General features: G+C 42.3%; 23 protein-coding genes, 11 tRNA genes, 3 rRNA genes and 2 pseudogenes. 37 read left to right on the top strand and 2 right to left on the bottom strand.

What is annotated here, in order from left to right:
• Positions 1-2: 2 nt before the first annotated feature.
• From rplP to J5M87_RS00465, 23 genes are all read left to right on the top strand, one after another.
• Positions 3-416 carry a 50S ribosomal protein L16 gene (rplP, locus tag J5M87_RS00355; protein WP_067087620.1) on the top strand — a complete coding sequence of 138 codons (414 nt, stop codon included), beginning with the start codon at positions 3-5 and terminating at the stop codon, positions 414-416.
• 9 nt (positions 417-425) lie between these two features.
• The gene (gene rpmC, locus J5M87_RS00360; RefSeq protein WP_067087621.1) at positions 426-632 is read left to right on the top strand and encodes a 50S ribosomal protein L29; all 207 of its coding nucleotides are present in this window, start codon (positions 426-428) and stop codon (positions 630-632) included.
• A gap of 23 nt (positions 633-655) precedes the next feature.
• The gene (rpsQ, locus tag J5M87_RS00365) at positions 656-916 is read left to right on the top strand and encodes a 30S ribosomal protein S17 (RefSeq protein ID WP_000440801.1); all 261 of its coding nucleotides are present in this window, start codon (positions 656-658) and stop codon (positions 914-916) included.
• 24 nt (positions 917-940) lie between these two features.
• Entirely contained in the window at positions 941-1309 is a 369-nt protein-coding gene (rplN, locus tag J5M87_RS00370) for a 50S ribosomal protein L14 (protein ID WP_067087623.1), read from the top strand.
• Between the two features lie 72 nt (positions 1310-1381).
• Entirely contained in the window at positions 1382-1687 is a 306-nt protein-coding gene (gene rplX, locus J5M87_RS00375) for a 50S ribosomal protein L24 (RefSeq protein ID WP_067087626.1), read from the top strand.
• A gap of 23 nt (positions 1688-1710) precedes the next feature.
• The gene (rplE, locus tag J5M87_RS00380) at positions 1711-2253 is read left to right on the top strand and encodes a 50S ribosomal protein L5 (RefSeq protein ID WP_067087628.1); all 543 of its coding nucleotides are present in this window, start codon (positions 1711-1713) and stop codon (positions 2251-2253) included.
• Between the two features lie 14 nt (positions 2254-2267).
• Positions 2268-2453, top strand: a complete 186-nt coding sequence (locus J5M87_RS00385; RefSeq protein WP_001085697.1) for a type Z 30S ribosomal protein S14 — start codon at positions 2268-2270, stop codon at positions 2451-2453.
• A gap of 434 nt (positions 2454-2887) precedes the next feature.
• Entirely contained in the window at positions 2888-3286 is a 399-nt protein-coding gene (gene rpsH / locus J5M87_RS00390; protein WP_067087630.1) for a 30S ribosomal protein S8, read from the top strand.
• Between the two features lie 335 nt (positions 3287-3621).
• On the top strand, positions 3622-4158 hold the full coding sequence (gene rplF, locus J5M87_RS00395; RefSeq protein ID WP_154608992.1) for a 50S ribosomal protein L6: 537 nt from the start codon (positions 3622-3624) through the stop codon (positions 4156-4158).
• A gap of 87 nt (positions 4159-4245) precedes the next feature.
• Positions 4246-4602 carry a 50S ribosomal protein L18 gene (gene rplR / locus J5M87_RS00400; protein ID WP_067087634.1) on the top strand — a complete coding sequence of 119 codons (357 nt, stop codon included), beginning with the start codon at positions 4246-4248 and terminating at the stop codon, positions 4600-4602.
• An 18-nt stretch (positions 4603-4620) separates the two neighbouring features.
• Positions 4621-5115: a 30S ribosomal protein S5 gene (gene rpsE, locus J5M87_RS00405; RefSeq protein WP_154632454.1), complete on the top strand. Its 495-nt coding sequence runs from the start codon at positions 4621-4623 to the stop codon at positions 5113-5115.
• 13 nt (positions 5116-5128) lie between these two features.
• Positions 5129-5311 (top strand): 50S ribosomal protein L30, encoded by a 183-nt coding sequence (rpmD, locus tag J5M87_RS00410; protein ID WP_067087637.1) that lies wholly within the window; start codon positions 5129-5131, stop codon positions 5309-5311.
• 152 nt (positions 5312-5463) lie between these two features.
• Complete coding sequence (gene rplO / locus J5M87_RS00415) at positions 5464-5904, top strand: 50S ribosomal protein L15 (RefSeq protein WP_067087639.1); 441 nt, start codon at positions 5464-5466, stop codon at positions 5902-5904.
• A 12-nt stretch (positions 5905-5916) separates the two neighbouring features.
• A complete protein-coding gene (gene secY / locus J5M87_RS00420) occupies positions 5917-7224 on the top strand; it encodes a preprotein translocase subunit SecY (protein ID WP_154608993.1) in 1308 nt (435 codons plus the stop codon).
• Between the two features lie 169 nt (positions 7225-7393).
• Positions 7394-8035: an adenylate kinase gene (locus J5M87_RS00425; RefSeq protein WP_154608994.1), complete on the top strand. Its 642-nt coding sequence runs from the start codon at positions 7394-7396 to the stop codon at positions 8033-8035.
• A 120-nt stretch (positions 8036-8155) separates the two neighbouring features.
• Complete coding sequence (infA, locus tag J5M87_RS00430; RefSeq protein WP_002936627.1) at positions 8156-8374, top strand: translation initiation factor IF-1; 219 nt, start codon at positions 8156-8158, stop codon at positions 8372-8374.
• A gap of 24 nt (positions 8375-8398) precedes the next feature.
• On the top strand, positions 8399-8515 hold the full coding sequence (gene rpmJ / locus J5M87_RS00435; RefSeq protein ID WP_001808836.1) for a 50S ribosomal protein L36: 117 nt from the start codon (positions 8399-8401) through the stop codon (positions 8513-8515).
• 17 nt (positions 8516-8532) lie between these two features.
• Complete coding sequence (rpsM, locus tag J5M87_RS00440) at positions 8533-8898, top strand: 30S ribosomal protein S13 (protein WP_002936622.1); 366 nt, start codon at positions 8533-8535, stop codon at positions 8896-8898.
• Positions 8899-8915: 17 nt separating this feature from the next.
• A complete protein-coding gene (gene rpsK, locus J5M87_RS00445) occupies positions 8916-9299 on the top strand; it encodes a 30S ribosomal protein S11 (protein ID WP_004195509.1) in 384 nt (127 codons plus the stop codon).
• Positions 9300-9342: 43 nt separating this feature from the next.
• A complete protein-coding gene (locus J5M87_RS00450) occupies positions 9343-10281 on the top strand; it encodes a DNA-directed RNA polymerase subunit alpha (protein ID WP_154608995.1) in 939 nt (312 codons plus the stop codon).
• 11 nt (positions 10282-10292) lie between these two features.
• Positions 10293-10679: a 50S ribosomal protein L17 gene (gene rplQ, locus J5M87_RS00455; RefSeq protein ID WP_154608996.1), complete on the top strand. Its 387-nt coding sequence runs from the start codon at positions 10293-10295 to the stop codon at positions 10677-10679.
• 237 nt (positions 10680-10916) lie between these two features.
• A complete protein-coding gene (locus J5M87_RS00460; RefSeq protein ID WP_154608997.1) occupies positions 10917-12176 on the top strand; it encodes a gamma-glutamylcysteine synthetase in 1260 nt (419 codons plus the stop codon).
• A gap of 94 nt (positions 12177-12270) precedes the next feature.
• The gene (locus J5M87_RS00465; RefSeq protein WP_154608998.1) at positions 12271-12759 is read left to right on the top strand and encodes a sigma-70 RNA polymerase sigma factor region 4 domain-containing protein; all 489 of its coding nucleotides are present in this window, start codon (positions 12271-12273) and stop codon (positions 12757-12759) included.
• An 85-nt stretch (positions 12760-12844) separates the two neighbouring features.
• On the opposite strand, the pseudogene J5M87_RS00470 reads toward J5M87_RS00465, so the two are convergent.
• Positions 12845-13814, bottom strand: a pseudogene (locus tag J5M87_RS00470) (helix-turn-helix domain-containing protein).
• Between the two features lie 359 nt (positions 13815-14173).
• Between J5M87_RS00470 and J5M87_RS00475 the strand changes: the two are divergent.
• From J5M87_RS00475 to J5M87_RS00540, 14 genes are all read left to right on the top strand, one after another.
• Positions 14174-15721 (top strand): 16S ribosomal RNA (locus J5M87_RS00475).
• A 52-nt stretch (positions 15722-15773) separates the two neighbouring features.
• A tRNA-Ala gene (locus J5M87_RS00480) sits at positions 15774-15846 on the top strand.
• A gap of 132 nt (positions 15847-15978) precedes the next feature.
• Positions 15979-18883 (top strand): 23S ribosomal RNA (locus J5M87_RS00485).
• Positions 18884-18997: 114 nt separating this feature from the next.
• Positions 18998-19113 (top strand): 5S ribosomal RNA (gene rrf / locus J5M87_RS00490).
• Together the 16S, 23S and 5S rRNA genes with 11 tRNA genes alongside form the textbook arrangement of a ribosomal RNA operon.
• 5 nt (positions 19114-19118) lie before the next feature.
• Positions 19119-19192, top strand: a tRNA-Asn gene (locus J5M87_RS00495).
• A 27-nt stretch (positions 19193-19219) separates the two neighbouring features.
• Positions 19220-19291: transfer RNA gene (locus J5M87_RS00500), tRNA-Glu, on the top strand.
• Positions 19292-19297: 6 nt separating this feature from the next.
• Positions 19298-19387 (top strand) — tRNA-Ser (locus J5M87_RS00505).
• Positions 19388-19402: 15 nt separating this feature from the next.
• Positions 19403-19476: transfer RNA gene (locus J5M87_RS00510), tRNA-Met, on the top strand.
• Between the two features lie 15 nt (positions 19477-19491).
• Positions 19492-19564, top strand: a tRNA-Phe gene (locus J5M87_RS00515).
• Between the two features lie 15 nt (positions 19565-19579).
• Positions 19580-19660 (top strand) — tRNA-Tyr (locus tag J5M87_RS00520).
• A 7-nt stretch (positions 19661-19667) separates the two neighbouring features.
• Positions 19668-19738 (top strand) — tRNA-Trp (locus J5M87_RS00525).
• 10 nt (positions 19739-19748) lie between these two features.
• A tRNA-His gene (locus J5M87_RS00530) sits at positions 19749-19821 on the top strand.
• 11 nt (positions 19822-19832) lie between these two features.
• Positions 19833-19904, top strand: a tRNA-Gln gene (locus J5M87_RS00535).
• A gap of 13 nt (positions 19905-19917) precedes the next feature.
• A tRNA-Leu gene (locus tag J5M87_RS00540) sits at positions 19918-20001 on the top strand.
• Between the two features lie 114 nt (positions 20002-20115).
• Here the strand turns inward: J5M87_RS00540 and J5M87_RS00545 are convergent.
• Positions 20116-20671, bottom strand: a pseudogene (locus tag J5M87_RS00545) (transposase); the annotation flags it as partial.
• Positions 20672-20717 lie beyond the last annotated feature (46 nt).

A 20717-nucleotide genomic window follows, 5' to 3' on the forward strand; every position in this document is an offset into this window, starting at 1 on the left:
CAATGTTAGTACCTAAACGTGTTAAACACCGTCGTGAATTCCGTGGAAAAATGCGCGGTGAAGCTAAAGGTGGAAAACAAGTAGACTTCGGTGAATATGGTCTTCAAGCTACAACTAGCCACTGGATCACAAACCGTCAAATCGAAGCAGCCCGTATCGCGATGACTCGTTATATGAAACGTGGTGGTAAGGTTTGGATTAAAATCTTCCCGCACAAATCATACACAGCGAAAGCTATCGGGGTACGTATGGGATCTGGTAAAGGGGCACCTGAAGGTTGGGTAGCACCAGTTAAACGTGGTAAAGTGATGTTTGAAGTTGCGGGCGTTTCAGAAGAAATCGCACGTGAAGCATTCCGCTTGGCTAGCCACAAACTGCCAGTTAAATGCAAATTCGTAAAACGTGAAGCAGAATAAGGAGAAGACATGAAACTTAATGAAGTAAGAGAATTTGTTAAAGAACTTCGTGGACTTTCTCAAGAAGAACTTGCAAAACGCGAAAACGAGTTGAAGAAAGAACTCTTCGACCTTCGTTTCCAAGCTGCTGCTGGTCAACTTGAGCAAACTGCTCGTTTGAACGAAGTTAAAAAACAAATTGCACGTATCAAAACTGTGCAATCAGAAGTTAAATAATAGATTGGGAAAGGAGAATTTCAATGGAACGCAATAATCGTAAAGTTCTTGTTGGACGTGTTGTATCTGACAAAATGGACAAAACCATCACAGTTGTAGTTGAAACAAAACGTAACCACCCAGTCTATGGTAAACGTATTAACTACTCTAAAAAGTACAAAGCTCATGATGAAAACAATGTTGCTAAAGAAGGCGATATCGTACGTATCATGGAAACTCGCCCACTTTCAGCTACAAAACGTTTCCGTCTTGTAGAAGTTGTGGAAGAGGCAGTTATCATTTAATCAACCTGAAAGGAGAAAACTTACATGATTCAAACAGAAACTCGTTTGAAAGTTGCTGATAACAGTGGCGCACGTGAAATCTTGACAATCAAAGTTCTTGGTGGTTCAAAACGTAAATCTGCAAATATCGGCGACATCATCGTTGCTTCAGTAAAACAAGCTACTCCTGGTGGTGCGGTTAAAAAAGGTGACGTTGTAAAAGCCGTTATCGTTCGTACTAAGACAGGTGCTCGTCGTGCTGATGGTTCATACATCAAATTCGACGAAAATGCTGCAGTTATCATCCGTGAAGATAAAACACCTCGCGGAACTCGTATCTTTGGTCCAGTTGCACGTGAATTGCGCGACGGCGGTTTCATGAAAATCGTTTCATTGGCACCAGAAGTACTTTAAGAAACACAAACGAAGTCCCCTGAAAGAATTTCAGGGTGCCCTTAGGGCGTAAGAAATAATAGGAGAAATCAAATGTTTGTAAAAAAAGGCGATAAAGTTCGCGTAATCGCTGGTAAAGACAAAGGTGTTGAAGCCGTAGTCTTAACAGCACTTCCAAAAGTAAATAAAGTTGTTGTAGAAGGTGTTAACATCGTCAAAAAACACCAAAAACCAAATAGCGAAAACCCTCAAGGTGCTATCGTTGAAAAAGAAGCTGCAATCCATGTGTCAAACGTACAAGTTCTTGACAAGAATGGTGTAGCAGGTCGTGTTGGTTACAAGTTTGTTGACGGTAAAAAAGTTCGTTACAACAAAAAATCAGGCGAAGTGCTTGATTAATCACGAAGGAAAGGAGAAGTAACATGGCAAATCGCTTAAAAGAAAAATATCTTAATGAAGTAGTTCCTGCTTTGACTGAACAATTTAACTATTCATCAGTTATGGCTGTACCAAAAGTTGATAAGATTGTTTTGAACATGGGTGTTGGTGACGCTGTTTCTAACGCTAAAAACCTTGAAAAAGCTGCTCAAGAGTTGGCATTGATTTCAGGTCAAAAACCACTTATCACGAAAGCTAAAAAATCAATCGCCGGCTTCCGTCTTCGTGAAGGGGTTGCAATCGGAGCGAAAGTAACACTTCGTGGCGAACGTATGTATGAATTCTTAGATAAATTGGTATCTGTATCACTTCCACGTGTACGTGACTTCCACGGTGTTCCAACAAAATCATTTGATGGACGCGGAAACTACACACTTGGTGTGAAAGAGCAATTGATCTTCCCAGAAATCAACTTTGATGACGTTGACAAAACTCGTGGTTTGGATATCGTTATCGTTACAACTGCTAACACTGACGAAGAATCACGTGCATTGCTTACTGGCCTTGGTATGCCGTTTGCGAAATAAGAGGGAGAGAATAAATGGCTAAAAAATCAATGATCGCTAAGAACAAACGCCCAGCTAAGTTCTCTACACAAGCATATACTCGTTGTGAAAAATGTGGACGTCCACATTCCGTTTACCGCAAATTTAAACTTTGCCGTGTATGCTTCCGTGAATTAGCATACAAAGGACAAATCCCTGGCGTTACCAAAGCTTCTTGGTAATAACATGATGCAACGGACATTAAAAAATCCGTATGAAAATAGGAGTCTGACGTAGAGTTTTTTAAGAACTCAAGGAGGACTGTCTTTTTCACTAGGATTTTAGTTCGTGCTCAAATAACATGATATGAAGGCGTTAGAAATGCTCAGCAAAAATAGGAAATTTAGCGAAGGTACTTGCACCTAGATAAAGTTATCTTTTTTGCCCAGCGTTTAGCCTGAATTTAAATGTATAGAACTAATCACTTAGTTCAAGGATGATACAAATTGCACTAGCTGATTTGAATACGAGTACAACCTTTGCAAAAAAGATAGAATTGTCTCGGAGCATTGCTCCAGCGTCGATTCTCCTGTTTTTGCCGTGGTTGCCACGCTCTTTGTATCATTATTAACTAGCAAGTGAGAATTTCAAACTACTAGTAAGAGGAGAAAATAAAATGGTTATGACTGATCCAATTGCAGACTTTTTGACACGTATTCGTAATGCGAACCAAGCAAAACATGAAGTGCTTGAAGTACCTGCATCAAACATCAAAAAAGGAATTGCTACAATTCTTAAAAACGAAGGTTTTGTAAAAAACGTTGAATTTATCGAAGATGATAAACAAGGCATCGTACGCGTATTCTTGAAATACGGACCAAACGGTGAAAAAGTTATCACAAATTTGAAACGTATCTCAAAACCAGGTCTTCGTGTTTACTCAAAACGTGAAGATATTCCAAAAGTTCTTAACGGACTTGGAATTGCAATCATCTCTACATCAGAAGGTCTTTTGACAGACAAAGAAGCTCGTCAAAAGAATGTTGGTGGCGAGGTAATCGCATACGTTTGGTAATATAATGATACGAGGACGTTAAAAAATCCGTATGAAAATAGGAGTCTGACGTAGAGTTTTTTAAGAACTCAAGGAGAACTGTCTTTTTCACTAGGATTTTAGTCCGAGTTCAAATCATTTATCAAACAGAAACTTAGCTTAGGATACTATTCCAACCGAATGTTACGGATGTGAATACGGACTAAGAGCCGTGCGAAATAGATAAATCTTCTCTTGTTTATCGAACAATCGTCGATTTCCTAATGTCGCTTTGCTCTTTACGTCCTTAGTATCATAAGCTCCCGTGAAAACTGGTCGTTATTCGGCCTGACAATTTAACAGGAGAAAAAATAAATATGTCACGTATTGGTAATAAAGTTATTACATTGCCTGCTGGTGTTGAAATTTTACAAAACAACGGCGTGGTAACTGTAAAAGGACCTAAAGGGGAATTGACTCGTGAATTCCCAACTGCTATTGAAATTCGTGTGGAAGGAACTGAAGTAACCCTTCACCGTCCAAACGATTCAAAAGAAATGAAGACTATTCACGGTACAAGCCGTGCCAACCTCAACAACATGGTTGTTGGTGTTTCTGAAGGCTTCAAAAAAGAACTTGAAATGCGTGGTGTCGGTTACCGTGCGCAACTTGCAGGTAACAAGTTGACACTTGCTGTTGGTAAATCACATCCAGATGAAGTGATTGCGCCAGAAGGTATCACATTTGAAGTTCCAGCACCAACACAAATCATCGTGTCTGGTATCAATAAAGAAGTTGTTGGTCAAACAGCAGCTTACATCCGTAGCCTTCGCGCTCCTGAACCTTACAAAGGTAAAGGTATCCGCTATGTTGGTGAATTTGTTCGCCGCAAAGAAGGTAAAACAGGTAAATAATAATGATCACGAGTGGTTTTTCCACATCGTCCATTATATTCCAACATATCTCATACAGATATGATCAATAATTAAGAGGTGAAAATTGTGATTTCAAAACCAGATAAAAACAAAATCCGCCAAAAACGCCATCGTCGTGTTCGCGGTAAAATCTCTGGAACTGCTGCTCGCCCACGTTTGAACATTTTCCGTTCTAATACAGGCATCTACGCTCAAGTGATTGATGACGTAGCGGGTGTAACGCTCGCAAGCGCTTCTACTCTTGATAAAGAAGTTTCAAAAGGTACTAAGACAGAACAAGCCGTTGTTGTAGGTAAACTCGTTGCTGAACGCGCAGTAGCGAAAGGTATTTCTGAAGTGGTCTTTGACCGCGGTGGATATCTCTATCACGGACGTGTGAAAGCATTGGCTGAAGCAGCTCGTGAAAACGGATTGAAATTCTAATAGGGAGGACACTAAGAAATGGCATTTAAAGATAACGCAGTTGAATTTGAAGAACGCGTAGTAGCCATCAACCGTGTTACAAAAGTTGTAAAAGGTGGACGTCGTCTTCGCTTCGCAGCTCTTGTGGTTGTTGGTGACCGTAATGGTCGTGTAGGTTTCGGTACTGGTAAAGCTCAAGAAGTACCAGAAGCTATCCGTAAAGCAGTTGAAGCTGCTAAGAAAAACTTGATTGAAGTACCAATGGTTGGTACGACTATCCCTCACGAAGTTCGTTCAGAATTTGGTGGAGCTCGCATCATGTTGAAACCAGCGGCAGAAGGAGCTGGGGTTGCTGCGGGTGGTGCTACTCGTGCGGTTATCGAGTTGACAGGTATCGCTGATGTGACGTCTAAGTCACTTGGATCAAACACTCCAATCAACATTGTTCGTGCAACAGTTGAAGGTTTGAAACAATTAAAACGTGCTGAAGAAGTGGCTGCACTTCGTGGCATTTCAGTTTCTGATTTAGCATAAGAAAGGGGATAACATGGCTCAAATTAAAATTACTTTGACTAAGTCTCCAATCGGTCGCAAACCAGAACAACGTAAAACAGTTGTTGCCCTTGGACTTGGCAAATTAAATAGCTCAGTTATTAAAGAAGACAATGCTGCTATTCGTGGAATGGTTACAGCAATCTCTCACTTGGTAACTGTTGAAGAAGTAAACTAAGAGACGATAGTATTTCGTTTCTAAAAAACACAGACGAAGTCGCTTAGAGAAATCTTTGCGACTTACTGTCAATTTTGTATAGGCGAGTTTTTAGGTTGAGGCCTTACCCAGCCTAAAGGCGCTAGCATTTTACACATAAGGAGAAAGAATAAATGAAACTTCATGAATTGCAACCTGCTACAGGTTCTCGTAAAACTCGTAACCGCGTTGGTCGTGGTACATCATCAGGTAATGGTAAGACTTCAGGTCGTGGACAAAAAGGTCAAAAAGCTCGTAGCGGTGGCGGTGTACGTCTCGGTTTCGAGGGTGGACAAACTCCATTGTTCCGTCGTCTTCCAAAACGTGGATTTACAAACATCAACGCAAAAGAATATGCGATTGTAAACCTTGACCAATTGAACGCTTTTGAAGACGGTGCAGAAGTAACACCAGTTGTGCTTGTTGAGTCTGGTATCGTTAAAGCTGAAAAATCAGGAATCAAAATTCTTGGTAACGGCGAGTTGACGAAAAAATTAACTGTGAAAGCAGCTAAATTCTCAAAATCAGCTGAAGAAGCAATTACTGCCAAAGGTGGTTCAGTAGAAGTCATCTAAGAGAGGTGACCTATGTTTTTTAAACTATTAAAAGATGCCCTTAAGGTAAAAAATGTACGTAAGAAAATTTTGTTTACCATTTTTATCTTATTGGTCTTCCGTGTTGGAACACACGTAACCGTTCCGGGAGTAAACGTAAAAAATTTAGAAGCACTCTCCAATATTCCGTTTTTGAATATGTTGAGTCTTGTTTCTGGAAATGCAATGCGTAATTTCTCTGTCTTTGCACTTGGTGTCAGTCCCTATATTACAGCCTCCATTATTGTGCAATTGATGCAAATGGACCTTGTTCCTAAGTTTGTAGAATGGGGCAAGCAAGGTGAGGTAGGACGCCGTAAGTTGAACCAAGCAACACGCTATATTTCGTTGGTATTGGCTTTTGTTCAGTCTATCGGAATAACTGCTGGTTTTAATGCCTTATCGGGTGCAAAATTGACAACAATGCCGTTAAACTGGCAAACCTATCTGCTAATTGGTTCTGTATTAACAACTGGATCAATTATCGTGACATGGCTGGGTGAGCAGATTACAGACAAAGGATATGGAAATGGAACTTCCATGATTATCTTTGCCGGGATTATCTCCTCGCTCCCAGATACAATTCATGATATTTATGAAGATCGTTTTGTTAATATCGAAGCCAGCCGTTTGGGAGAATCTGCTATCTTAGTAGGAGTATTGGTAGTAGCTGTTTTAGCAATTGTTTACTTTACAACATTTGTACAGCAGGCAGAATATAAAATTCCGATCCAGTACACTAAACGTGCTCAAGGTGCACCATCTAGTTCTTACTTGCCACTTAAATTAAATCCGGCAGGTGTTATTCCGGTCATCTTTGCAGGTTCTATTACAGCTATTCCAACATCCCTCCTTCAGTTCTTTGCTAGCCAGAATAAGAGTATCTCTTGGCTATCAACTGTCCGTGAATATTTTGATTACTCTACAATCAAAGGGATGATTGTATATGCGGTGCTAATCATTCTCTTTACCTTCTTCTACAGCTTTGTTCAGGTGAATCCAGAAAAAGCTGCTGAAAATCTCCAAAAGAGTGGAGCTTATATCCATGGAGTGCGTCCAGGTAAAGGGACAGAAGAATACTTCTCAAAATTACTAATGAGACTGGCAACAGTAGGATCCTTATTCCTAGGATTTGTTGCTTTGTTACCGATTCTTGCACAAAATATCTTTGGGCTAACTTCTAAAATTGCCTTCCTTGGTACAAGTTTGATTATCGTTATCATGACAAGTATTGAGGGAATCAAGCAATTGGAAGGATACTTGCTTAAGAGAAAATATGTAGGTTTCATGGAAACAGAATAGGGAGAACGAGCAACATCGTGATTGCGTAGCGTAGCAAGCGGTGCTGTCTCATGCTTTGAATGATAAAAAGTAGGAAGCTGAGCACTTTTTGCCCAGCCTCTCTATTTTGTTTTTTGATAAGTTTGTCAATGCTGGCAAATTTATGTGAAAACAAAATAAGGAGTTTATCATGAATCTTTTAATTATGGGTTTGCCAGGTGCTGGTAAAGGAACACAGGCTGCAAAAATTGTTGGAAAATTTGACGTTGTACATATTTCAACAGGTGATATGTTCCGTGCAGCGATGGCAAATCAGACAGAGATGGGATTGCTAGCAAAATCCTATATTGATAAAGGTGATTTGGTACCAGACGAAGTGACCAATGGTATTGTCAAAGAGCGTTTAGCTCAAGACGATATTAAAGGTAAAGGTTTCTTGTTGGATGGTTACCCTCGTACAATCGAGCAAGCATATGCTTTAGATGACACATTGAAAAATCTTGGCATTCAACTTGAAGGAGTTATCAATATCGATATTGATCCAACAAAATTAGTCGAACGTCTCAGTGGAAGAATTATTCATCGCGAAACAGGTGAAACGTTCCATAAAGTATTTAATCCACCAGCAGAAGGTTACGATGAAAAAGATTACTATCAACGTGAAGATGACAAACCAGAATCTGTCAAACGTCGTTTAGAAGTCAATATTGCACAAGGACAACCAATCATTGATCATTATCGTGCTGCTAATTTAGTACATGATATTGAGGGTGACCAAGACATCGAAGTTGTCTTTGCAGATATTGAAAAAGTTTTGTCAAAATTGCAATAAAATAGGGGATTTAGCTTGCGTTTTCTTGATGGAAATGATAAAATAGCTTAGTCTGACTTATAATTGTTACCTCTGTGTGCAGAGGACATCAAATCGAAATTTAGAGGGGGATACTTTTGCATGGCAAAAGAAGATGTGATTGAAATTGAAGGTAAGGTAGTTGATACCATGCCGAATGCTATGTTTACTGTTGAGTTGGAAAACGGACATCAAGTTCTTGCAACGGTTTCAGGAAAAATCCGTAAAAATTACATTCGTATTTTGGTCGGTGATCGCGTAACGGTTGAGCTTAGTCCATATGACTTGACACGTGGACGTATCACATACCGCTTTAAATAATCGAAATACTTGGAGGGATTAAACATGAAAGTAAGACCATCGGTCAAACCAATTTGCGAATACTGCAAAGTTATTCGTCGTAATGGTCGTGTTATGGTGATTTGCCCAGCAAATCCAAAACACAAACAACGTCAAGGATAAGATAGAAAGGAGAAAAAATGGCTCGTATTGCTGGAGTTGATATTCCAAACGATAAACGTGTAGTAATTTCATTGACTTACGTATACGGGATTGGTCTTGCAACATCTAAAAAAATTCTTGCAGCAGCTGGAATCTCAGAAGATGTTCGCGTAAAAGATTTGACTTCTGATCAAGAAGATGCAATCCGTCGTGAAGTAGATGCGATTAAAGTTGAGGGTGACCTTCGTCGTGAAGTAAACTTGAACATTAAACGTTTGATGGAAATCGGATCATACCGTGGAATCCGTCACCGTCGTGGACTTCCTGTCCGTGGACAAAACACTAAAAACAACGCTCGCACTCGTAAAGGTAAAGCTGTTGCGATTGCAGGTAAGAAAAAATAAAATAGGAGGTAGAAAAATTGGCTAAACCAACACGTAAGCGTCGTGTGAAGAAAAATATCGAATCTGGTATTGCACACATTCACGCTACATTTAATAACACTATTGTTATGATTACTGATGTGCATGGTAATGCGATTGCTTGGTCATCAGCTGGTGCTCTTGGTTTTAAAGGTTCTCGTAAATCTACACCATTTGCGGCTCAAATGGCTTCAGAAGCAGCTGCTAAATCAGCACAAGAACACGGTCTTAAAACAGTTGAAGTTACAGTAAAAGGCCCAGGTTCAGGTCGTGAGTCTGCTATCCGCGCTCTTGCTGCCGCTGGTCTTGAAGTAACAGCAATTCGTGATGTGACTCCTGTACCACACAATGGTGCTCGTCCTCCAAAACGTCGCCGTGTATAATCAATTAACGATACACAGCTTTTCGTTTAAGAGGGAGTAAGAAATGATTGAGTTTGAAAAACCAACTATAACAAAAATTGATGAGAATAAAGATTACGGCAGATTTGTTGTAGAACCATTAGAACGTGGTTATGGAACAACTCTTGGGAACTCACTTCGTCGTGTACTCCTTGCATCGCTTCCTGGTGCTGCAGTAACGTCAATCAAGATTGACGGTGTACTACACGAGTTCGACACAGTTCCGGGTGTCCGTGAAGATGTGATGCAAATTATTTTGAACATCAAAGGCATTGCTGTAAAATCTTATGTCGAAGACGAAAAGACGATAGAACTTGATGTGACAGGACCAGCAGAAATCACTGCCGGAGATATCCTGACAGATAGTGATATTGAAATTGTAAACCCTAATCATTATCTTTTTACAATTAGCGAAGGTGCTAGTTTCAAAGCGACTATGACAGTGAATACTGGTCGTGGCTATGTACCAGCTGAGGGAAATAAAAAAGATGATGCACCAGTAGGGACACTTGCAGTAGATTCAATCTATACGCCAGTGAAAAAAGTCAATTACCAAGTTGAACCAGCTCGCGTTGGTAGCAATGACGGTTTTGACAAATTAACACTTGAAATCATGACTAATGGGACAATCATTCCTGAAGATGCCTTAGGTCTTTCTGCGCGTATTTTGATGGAGCACTTAGGTCTATTTACTGATTTGACAGAAGTTGCAAAATCAGCTGAAGTAATGAAAGAAACCGAAGAAGCTTCTGATGATCGCATGTTGGATCGTACGATTGAAGAATTGGACTTGTCTGTTCGTTCGTACAACTGTTTAAAACGTGCAGGTATCAATACTGTATTTGATTTGACAGAAAAAACTGAACCAGAAATGATGAAAGTACGCAATCTTGGACGTAAGAGTCTTGAAGAAGTCAAAGTAAAATTGGCTGACCTTGGTTTAGGATTGAAAAAAGATAAATAAAGGAGGAATACATGGCTTACCGTAAACTAGGACGCACTAGCTCACAACGTAAAGCAATGCTTCGTGACTTGACAACAGATCTTTTGATCAATGAATCAATCGTTACAACTGAAGCTCGTGCAAAAGAAATCCGCAAAACAGTTGAAAAAATGATTACACTTGGTAAACGTGGAGACTTGCACGCTCGTCGTCAAGCAGCAGCGTTTGTACGTAACGAAGTTGCATCAGAAAATTATGATGAAGCTACTGATACTTACACATCAACTACAGCTCTTCAAAAATTGTTCTCTGAAATTGCACCTCGTTATGCAGAACGTAATGGTGGATACACTCGTATCTTGAAAACTGAACCACGTCGTGGTGATGCTGCACCAATGGCAATTATTGAACTTGTATAAGATCATCAATTTTGTTGAGTGTTATGATGGTGGAATGCAGGAGCATTCTTAGTCTAGCTCTGGTCTACCGCTGGGTTGATTCCCAGCGGGAACACTCATCAGATAAAACGTAACGCTTGTTTACGAAATCGCTTTGAAGAAAGAACGATTTCGTAAGCAGGCGTTTTATGTTGTAAAAAAAAGTATTTTCCAGATAGAATAATTTTGCTATACTAATAAAAAGTATAGAGGTATAGTATGAATATAGCGAAAACATTATTGAAGCAACGTTATTTAGAACCACTAAAGGAAAATCCGATAACTTATATAGGAGTTGAGTTAGAGTATCCAATTGTAAATCTTTTGGGAGAAACAACGGATATAGCTCTTTCGAAACGTTTGATGGAAGAAATTGTTATTCAATTAGGCTTTTCTGTTGAAAAAATAGATAGAAAGGGAAGTCCAATTCAATTAAAGCATATTAATGGGGATTGTATTCTATTTGAAGTATCCTATAACACCCTAGAATTTGCTTTTGCGAAAGCAGTTTGTATTCAGGAGATTGAAGAACGTTTAAATCAGTATTTAGCTGTTATCCAAAGATTTTTGAGAAAAGAAAATCATGAGCTGCAAGGTAAAGGAATTAACCCAAATTGGAAAATAAACGATAATCAACCTGTCTCCTCCCCTCGTTATGAAATGTTAATGAATTTTCTGTCATTGGCAGAACGATATCCTTCCATGCATTCTTATTCAAACTATGGAGCATTTATCTGCGGTAATCAGGTCCAGTTAGATGTGCCAAAAGATAAGGTGTTTCGAGTGCTGAATGCCTTTAATAAGATTGAAGCTGTAAAGGCTTATCTCTTCTCGAATTCAGCCATACCAGAATTGTTCCCTGAACTCACAATCACACGGGATTTATTTTGGGAGCAATCAATGCATGGAAAATTAAACAATAATATTGGTCTCTATTCTCAAGATTTCACAGTAGAAGAAGAGTATCTGTCTTATATGGAACAATCTGCTATGTTTCATGCAGAAAGAGATGGAATCTATTATTATTTTGATCCAATAAGTGTTGCAGAATATTTTCAACAAGCAGAAGTAATAGGATATGGACCAAATGGTCAATGTATGACGCTTCGTCCTCATCCTGATGATATAATATTGCATCGCTCTTATCATTATCAAGAATTAACAGCAAGAGGGACCATTGAGTTTCGTAGTATATGTGCTCAACCACTCAATCAAACCTTTGCGCCAATTGCCTTTCATCTTGGACTTTTTGAAAATTTTGAAGAATTTGAAAAGATACTCGACATGACACCCTTTTTTCAAAAATATGGCAAGGATTACAAGGTCTTACGTCGCAATTTTTCGTGTAAAGTGTTAACGAACTCCCAAAAGGTTGTTATTCGAAAATTTTCTAATGAATTACTGCTGTGTGCAATAAAGGGATTGGAAAAAAGACAGAGAGGGGAAGAGCAGTATCTTTCATTACAGATGATAAAATAGTTGGATTCTCTGTAATAGGACAAAAAAGTCCTGTTACTACACTCTGAAAAAAAGTATACTCTAATATAGGGATATTTAAGGAAGGAGTGCTTTTATGGATTTCAAAAGTTTATACGCTAAGGTTAGACCGATTGTGCAAAAAACACGACGCCAATATTATATTAAGCTCTGGGAAGAGGATGATTGGGATCAAGAAGGGATGTGTGTGTTGTATTCTTTACTACAGCAAAATGAAGGGATAACCAATGATGAGTCACGTCTTTATCGGTATTTTAAAGTTAAATTTCGTAATCATGTGAATGATACACTGCGCAAACAGGGAAGTAAAAAACGAACATTTAATCTTCTTCACTATGAGGAAATCGGTGAAATTTCTCATCGAGTTCCTAGTGGAGGACTGATAACAGATGAATTAGTATGCTTGAGGGATTCATTAACTCGTTATTGCTCTCAACTAACTCCTCGAGAACTTCAAAGTTACGATACTCTTATCAGAGGTGAATCTTTTAAAGGGCGCAAAAAACAATTACAAAAATTGCATGCATATTTAAAGAAAGACGAAGATGTAGGATCAGAGAAATAGGATAAAAATAAAAAATACTAACTTCTCAAAGTAAGTTCTAGTTGACTGGAAATTCGGATGGGATAAGTCCCTTTCTAGTTTAGGGTTATGAGATTAGTTTAGGTGACTGTAAGACATCTTCAGGGTCAATGTTAGTAATGCCAAGTAAAACCGTGATATCTTCTCATAAGTGCATGTAAAGAGTTCATAAGCAGACTTTCCGTTTAGCGCCTGTTGTTTGATTCCGTTCACGTGAGAACAGATGAGAATGACCTCTTCTTGAGTTACGTTATCAAAGCTCGTTCCTTTCTCACGTCCATTTCAATGTCGTCAACTCTAGCGAATTCTCCACTATTGTCAGTTAGGATAACAGGGAATAGCTCATGGAAATCTTTCCCTGCTTCAAAGAATGACTTCTTGATCTGTCAGAGGTGCTTAGCGACTTCAAGAGCGGTTTTATTGTCCAGAAGTCTAGCGACGATAACGTTATAAAAGGAGACATTGAAGGTCAGGAAAATCTTTCCTCCGACTTGTCTGATAACGGTATCTATTTCCAGCCAAGAGGAGAGATTTTCTTTGGCAAGTCCGTTTTGAAAGTCTTGGAAAAATCGTCCGACTTTAACATTGCGAGGGGGGTAGGAGGAAGGCTTTTCGTACTGCGTTTTCTAACATTAACGACACGAGGAAAGTCAGTGGGTCTAGGGGGAGAGGTATCCTTTCTCTATTGGAGGCAATGATGTGATTGAGGTGCTGTCCTTTTTTGATAGCTGATGACACGATATCATCTAACTTGTAAAACTCTTCTTTGTTCAGAGCAACACCTATTCTCGCTTCTGAAAGCTGAGCTTTTTTAGCGTAGTAGAATTGTTTATTGAAGCTACAATCTTGTTTCTTTCTAGGGCGCCTGTTATAGAGACGTAACGTGCCTTTTTAAGCAATGGGTAGGAATCGCAATTGGATTGAAGCGTTGATTGTTTGGTAAAGAGGTTTCTGCGAACTTCTTTAGAGATAGTAGAAGGTTCTTTACTGAGTTGAGCTGCAATGGCAGAGAATGGTTGCCCTTGTTCAATTCTGATTTGACTATCGGTACAAACTGAGAGATTTTACATTTGAAAAAAATTCGGTTTATCCCCTTGACAATCAGGTATAGAATATAGTATATTAGATTAGCTGAAAAGAACAGCGATAGGTATATAGTGCTCTTGCCGAAAAGAAAAAATTGAAAAAAAGATAAAAAAGTTTCAAAAAGGTGTTGACAAGAGGAACAAGAAGTGATATACTGATATAGTTGTCGCTTGAGAGAGCGGCAAACAAGACCTTTGAAAATTAAAGAAGACGAACCAAACGTGCAGGGTGGTTTATGGAGACATAAACCGTCAATGAACAAAAAGAACATAAATCTGTCAGATGAACAGAATGAGTGAAGACTCAAACTTTTGATGAGAGTTTGATCCTGGCTCAGGACGAACGCTGGCGGCGTGCCTAATACATGCAAGTAGAACGCTGAAGCTTGGTGCTTGCACCGAGCGGAGGAGTTGCGAACGGGTGAGTAACGCGTAGGTAACCTGCCTGGTAGCGGGGGATAACTATTGGAAACGATAGCTAATACCGCATAATAGTACTTACTGCATGGTAAGTATTTGAAAGGTGCAAGTGCACCACTACTAGATGGACCTGCGTTGTATTAGCTAGTTGGTGAGGTAACGGCTCACCAAGGCGACGATACATAGCCGACCTGAGAGGGTGATCGGCCACACTGGGACTGAGACACGGCCCAGACTCCTACGGGAGGCAGCAGTAGGGAATCTTCGGCAATGGGGGGAACCCTGACCGAGCAACGCCGCGTGAGTGAAGAAGGTTTTCGGATCGTAAAGCTCTGTTGTAAGAGAAGAACGTTAGCGGGAGTGGAAAATCCGCTAAGTGACGGTAACTTACCAGAAAGGGACGGCTAACTACGTGCCAGCAGCCGCGGTAATACGTAGGTCCCGAGCGTTGTCCGGATTTATTGGGCGTAAAGCGAGAGCAGGCGGTTTGATAAGTCAGAAGTAAAAGGCTGTGGCTTAACCATAGTATGCTTTTGAAACTGTCGAACTTGAGTGCAGAAGGGGGGAGTGGAATTCCATGTGTAGCGGTGAAATGCGTAGATATATGGAGGAACACCGGTGGCGAAAGCGGCTCTCTGGTCTGTAACTGACGCTGAGTCTCGAAAGCGTGGGGAGCGAACAGGATTAGATACCCTGGTAGTCCACGCCGTAAACGATGAGTGCTAGGTGTTGGGTCCTTTCCGGGACTCAGTGCCGTAGCTAACGCATTAAGCACTCCGCCTGGGGAGTACGACCGCAAGGTTGAAACTCAAAGGAATTGACGGGGGCCCGCACAAGCGGTGGAGCATGTGGTTTAATTCGAAGCAACGCGAAGAACCTTACCAGGTCTTGACATCCCAGTGACCGTCCTAGAGATAGGATTTTTCTTCGGAACACTGGTGACAGGTGGTGCATGGTTGTCGTCAGCTCGTGTCGTGAGATGTTGGGTTAAGTCCCGCAACGAGCGCAACCCCTATTGTTAGTTGCCATCATTAAGTTGGGCACTCTAGCGAGACTGCCGGTAATAAACCGGAGGAAGGTGGGGATGACGTCAAATCATCATGCCCCTTATGACCTGGGCTACACACGTGCTACAATGGCTGGTACAACGAGTCGCAAGTCGGTGACGACAAGCTAATCTCTTAAAGCCAGTCTCAGTTCGGATTGTAGGCTGCAACTCGCCTACATGAAGTCGGAATCGCTAGTAATCGCGGATCAGCACGCCGCGGTGAATACGTTCCCGGGCCTTGTACACACCGCCCGTCACACCACGAGAGTTTGTAACACCCGAAGTCGGTGAGGTAACCGAAAGGAGCCAGCCGCCTAAGGTGGGATAGATGATTGGGGTGAAGTCGTAACAAGGTAGCCGTATCGGAAGGTGCGGCTGGATCACCTCCTTTCTAAGGAAACGGAACTCTGTACGTAGTCTTCTTTAATTTTGAGAGGTCTTGTGGGGCCTTAGCTCAGCTGGGAGAGCGCCTGCTTTGCACGCAGGAGGTCAGCGGTTCGATCCCGCTAGGCTCCATACAGTCACTGGATGTGATTGTAGGAATTGTCCATTGAAAATTGAATATCTATATCAAATAGTAACAAGAAAATAAACCGAAAACGCTGTGAATTAATGAGTTTTCTAATTTGAAAGAATTAGGTTAAATAAGGTTAAGTTAATAAGGGCGCACGGTGGATGCCTTGGCACTAGGAGCCGAAGAAGGACGTGACTAACGACGAAATGCCTTGGGGAGCTGTAAGTAAGCATTGATCCAGGGATGTCCGAATGGGGGAACCCAACATGTAATGCATGTTATCCATGACTGTTAAGGTCATGCGAAGGAAGACGCAGTGAACTGAAACATCTAAGTAGCTGCAGGAAGAGAAAGCAAAAGCGATTGCCTTAGTAGCGGCGAGCGAAACGGCAGGAGGGCAAACCGAAGAGTTTACTCTTCGGGGTTGTAGGACTGCAATGTGGACTCAGAATTTGTAGAAGAATCCTCTGGGAAGGGGAGCCAAAGAGAGTAAGAGCCTCGTATTCGAAACAGAATCTGTACCTAGCAGAATCCTGAGTACGGCGGGACACGCGAAATCCCGTCGGAATCTGGGAGGACCATCTCCCAACCCTAAATACTCCCTAGTGACCGATAGTGAACCAGTACCGTGAGGGAAAGGTGAAAAGCACCCCGGGAGGGGAGTGAAATAGAACCTGAAACCGTGTGCCTACAACAAGTTCGAGCCCGTTAATGGGTGAGAGCGTGCCTTTTGTAGAATGAACCGGCGAGTTATGATATGATGCGAGGTTAAGTTGAAGAGACGGAGCCGCAGGGAAACCGAGTCTGAATAGGGCGAATTAGTATCATGTTATAGACCCGAAACCATGTGACCTACCCATGAGCAGGTTGAAGGTGCGGTAAAACGCACTGGAGGACCGAACCAGGGCACGTTGAAAAGTGCTTGGATGACTTGTGGGTAGCGGAGAAATTCCAAACGAACTTGGAGATAGCTGGTTCTCTCCGAAATAGCTTTAGGGCTAGCGTCGATGTTAAGTCTCTTGGAGGTAGAGCACTGTTTGGGTGAGGGGTCCATCTCGGATTACCAATCTCAGATAAACTCCGAATGCCAACGAGATATAATCGGCAGTCAGACTGCGAGTGCTAAGATCCGTAGTCGAAAGGGAAACAGCCCAGACCACCAGCTAAGGTCCCAAAATAATTGTTAAGTGGAAAAGGATGTGGGGTTGCACAGACAACTAGGATGTTAGCTTAGAAGCAGCTATTCATTCAAAGAGTGCGTAATAGCTCACTAGTCGAGTGACCCTGCGCCGAAAATGTACCGGGGCTAAAACAATTTACCGAAGCTGTGGATACCTATTTATAGGTATGGTAGGAGAGCGTTCTATGTGTGGAGAAGGTGTACCGTGAGGAGCGCTGGAACGCATAGAAGTGAGAATGCCGGTATGAGTAGCGAAAGATGGGTGAGAATCCCATCCACCGTAAGACTAAGGTTTCCAGGGGAAGGCTCGTCCGCCCTGGGTTAGTCGGGACCTAAGGAGAGACCGAAAGGTGTATCCGATGGCCAACAGGTTGATATTCCTGTACTAGAGTATGAAGTGATGGAGGGACGCAGTAGGCTAACTCAACCGGACGATTGGAAGAGTCCGGCTAATCAGTGAGGCGTGGTATGAGTCAAATGCTTATACCTGTAACGTTGAGCTGTGATGGGGAGCGAAGATTAGTAGCGAAGTGAGTGATGTCACACTGCCAAGAAAAGCTTCTAGCGATGTATCATACTCTACCCGTACCGCAAACCGACACAGGTAGTCGAGGCGAGTAGCCTCAGGTGAGCGAGAGAACTCTCGTTAAGGAACTCGGCAAAATGACCCCGTAACTTCGGGAGAAGGGGTGCTCAGCTAGACTGAGCCGCAGTGAATAGGCCCAAGCAACTGTTTATCAAAAACACAGCTCTCTGCTAAATCGTAAGATGATGTATAGGGGGTGACGCCTGCCCGGTGCTGGAAGGTTAAGAGGAGGGTTTAGCGGTAACGCGAAGATCTGAATTGAAGCCCCAGTAAACGGCGGCCGTAACTATAACGGTCCTAAGGTAGCGAAATTCCTTGTCGGGTAAGTTCCGACCCGCACGAAAGGCGTAATGATTTGGGCACTGTCTCAACGAGAGACTCGGTGAAATTTTAGTACCTGTGAAGATGCAGGTTACCCGCGACAGGACGGAAAGACCCCATGGAGCTTTACTGCAGTTTGATATTGAGTGTCTGTACCACATGTACAGGATAGGTAGGAGCCTAAGAGATCGGGACGTCAGTTTCGAAGGAGGCGTTGTTGGGATACTACCCTTGTGTTATGGCCACTCTAACCCGGATAGGTGATCCCTATCGGAGACAGTGTCTGACGGGCAGTTTGACTGGGGCGGTCGCCTCCTAAAAGGTAACGGAGGCGCCCAAAGGTTCCCTCAGATTGGTTGGAAATCAATCGAAGAGTGTAAAGGTATAAGGGAGCTTGACTGCGAGAGCAACAACTCGAGCAGGGACGAAAGTCGGGCTTAGTGATCCGGTGGTTCCGTATGGAAGGGCCATCGCTCAACGGATAAAAGCTACCCTGGGGATAACAGGCTTATCTCCCCCAAGAGTTCACATCGACGGGGAGGTTTGGCACCTCGATGTCGGCTCGTCGCATCCTGGGGCTGTAGTCGGTCCCAAGGGTTGGGCTGTTCGCCCATTAAAGCGGCACGCGAGCTGGGTTCAGAACGTCGTGAGACAGTTCGGTCCCTATCCGTCGCGGGCGTAGGAAATTTGAGAGGATCTGCTCCTAGTACGAGAGGACCAGAGTGGACTTACCGCTGGTGTACCAGTTGTCTCGCCAGAGGCATCGCTGGGTAGCTATGTAGGGAAGGGATAAACGCTGAAAGCATCTAAGTGTGAAACCCACCTCAAGATGAGATTTCCCATAACGTTAAGTTAGTAAGAGCCCTGAGAGAAGATCAGGTAGATAGGTTGGGAGTGGAAGTTGTGTGAGCAATGGAGCGGACCAATACTAATCGCTCGAGGACTTATCCTAGATAGGTAAAATTCAACGAGAATCACAGTGGAAGAGGTGAAGAACTTGTTAAAGAAGAGTAGATATTCAATTTTGAGTTGACAAAGAGGGAAACCTCGCGTATACTCAAGATAGTTAAGTGACGATAGCCTAGGAGATACACCTGTACCCATGCCGAACACAGCAGTTAAGCCCTAGAACGCCGGAAGTAGTTGGGGGTTGCCCCCTGTGAGATATGGTAGTCGCTTAGCTATTATCCGCCATAGCTCAGTTGGTAGTAGCGCATGACTGTTAATCATGATGTCGTAGGTTCGAGTCCTACTGGCGGAGTAAAGAGAAATCTTTAATTTATTTTATGGTCCGTTGGTCAAGGGGTTAAGACACCGCCTTTTCACGGCGGTAACACGGGTTCGAATCCCGTACGGACTATAAATTGGAGGATTACCCAAGTCCGGCTGAAGGGAACGGTCTTGAAAACCGTCAGGCGTGTAAAAGCGTGCGTGGGTTCGAATCCCACATCCTCCTTTTAGATAATAGTAACGCGGGATGGAGCAGCTAGGTAGCTCGTCGGGCTCATAACCCGAAGGTCGTAGGTTCAAATCCTGCTCCCGCAATTTGATTGTGGATTTGGCTCGGTAGCTCAGTTGGTAGAGCAATGGATTGAAGCTCCATGTGTCGGCGGTTCGATTCCGTCTCGCGCCATTATTTTAATATTTTGGAAGGGTAGCGAAGAGGCTAAACGCGGCGGACTGTAAATCCGCTCCTTCGGGTTCGGGGGTTCGAATCCCTCCCCTTCCATACCTTTACGGGCATAGTTTAAAGGTAGAACTAAGGTCTCCAAAACCTTCAGTGTGGGTTCAATTCCTACTGCCCGTGTTATATTATGGCGGGTGTGGTGAAGTGGTTAACACATCAGATTGTGGCTCTGACATTCGTGGGTTCGATTCCCATCACTCGCCTATTTTATTATTGGGGTATAGCCAAGCGGTAAGGCAAGGGACTTTGACTCCCTCATGCGTTGGTTCGAATCCAGCTACCCCAGTTATCATATATTAGCCGGCGTGGCGGAATTGGCAGACGCGCTGGACTCAAAATCCAGTGTCCGCAAGGACGTGCCGGTTCGACCCCGGCCGCCGGTATATTTTATGTGTCAGAAACGTTGATTTATCAACGTTTCTTTTGTTTTTTGGTCAACTTTTGGTCATGAATATCGGCTCTTTGTCAACTGTAGTAGGTAGTGGGTAGATGAAAAGCTAACATCTAGAGAGGATCAGCTTGGTCTTCTCTTTTTTGATGTTGATGGCAATTAAAATCCATTTTTTAAAGTTTTCATCTTCCTAAAACCAAAAGCATTGCGTTTGATGACTTTGATGAGATTATTCGTCGCCTCAAGTTTGGCGTTGGAATAAGGCAATTCCAATGCGTTTAAAACCTTGTCCTTTAGAACTTTTTTTAAAATCGTCTGGAAAATAGGGTTAACTGAGGCAATCTCCTGTTCGATGAGGCCGAAGAAATGATCTGAGTTTTTCTCTTGGAAATGGAATAAGAGAAATTGATAGAGTTCATAGTGTTGTCGTAGCCCATCTGAGTAGGATAGGAGTTTTTCTAGAATTTCTTTGTTCGTTAAATGCATTCGCAACATAGGGTGATAGAACCGTTTATCACTGAGTTTACGACTATCCTGTTGGAGTAAATCAGTCTAGTGGACTGATTTAGCCCGAGCCTAGAAATAAAAAAGCGAGGTTTCCAGTAGCCTTTTAAGGCACGGTATTCCTGGGATTTGCTGTCGAATTGATTCATGATTTCTAAGCTGTCCAAGATAGCATAGATAACGCTCCATAAATTTAGCGACTTT

It is taken from the genome of Streptococcus sp. zg-86 (assembly GCF_017639855.1).
Classification (GTDB): Bacteria; Bacillota; Bacilli; order Lactobacillales; family Streptococcaceae; genus Streptococcus; species Streptococcus zhangguiae.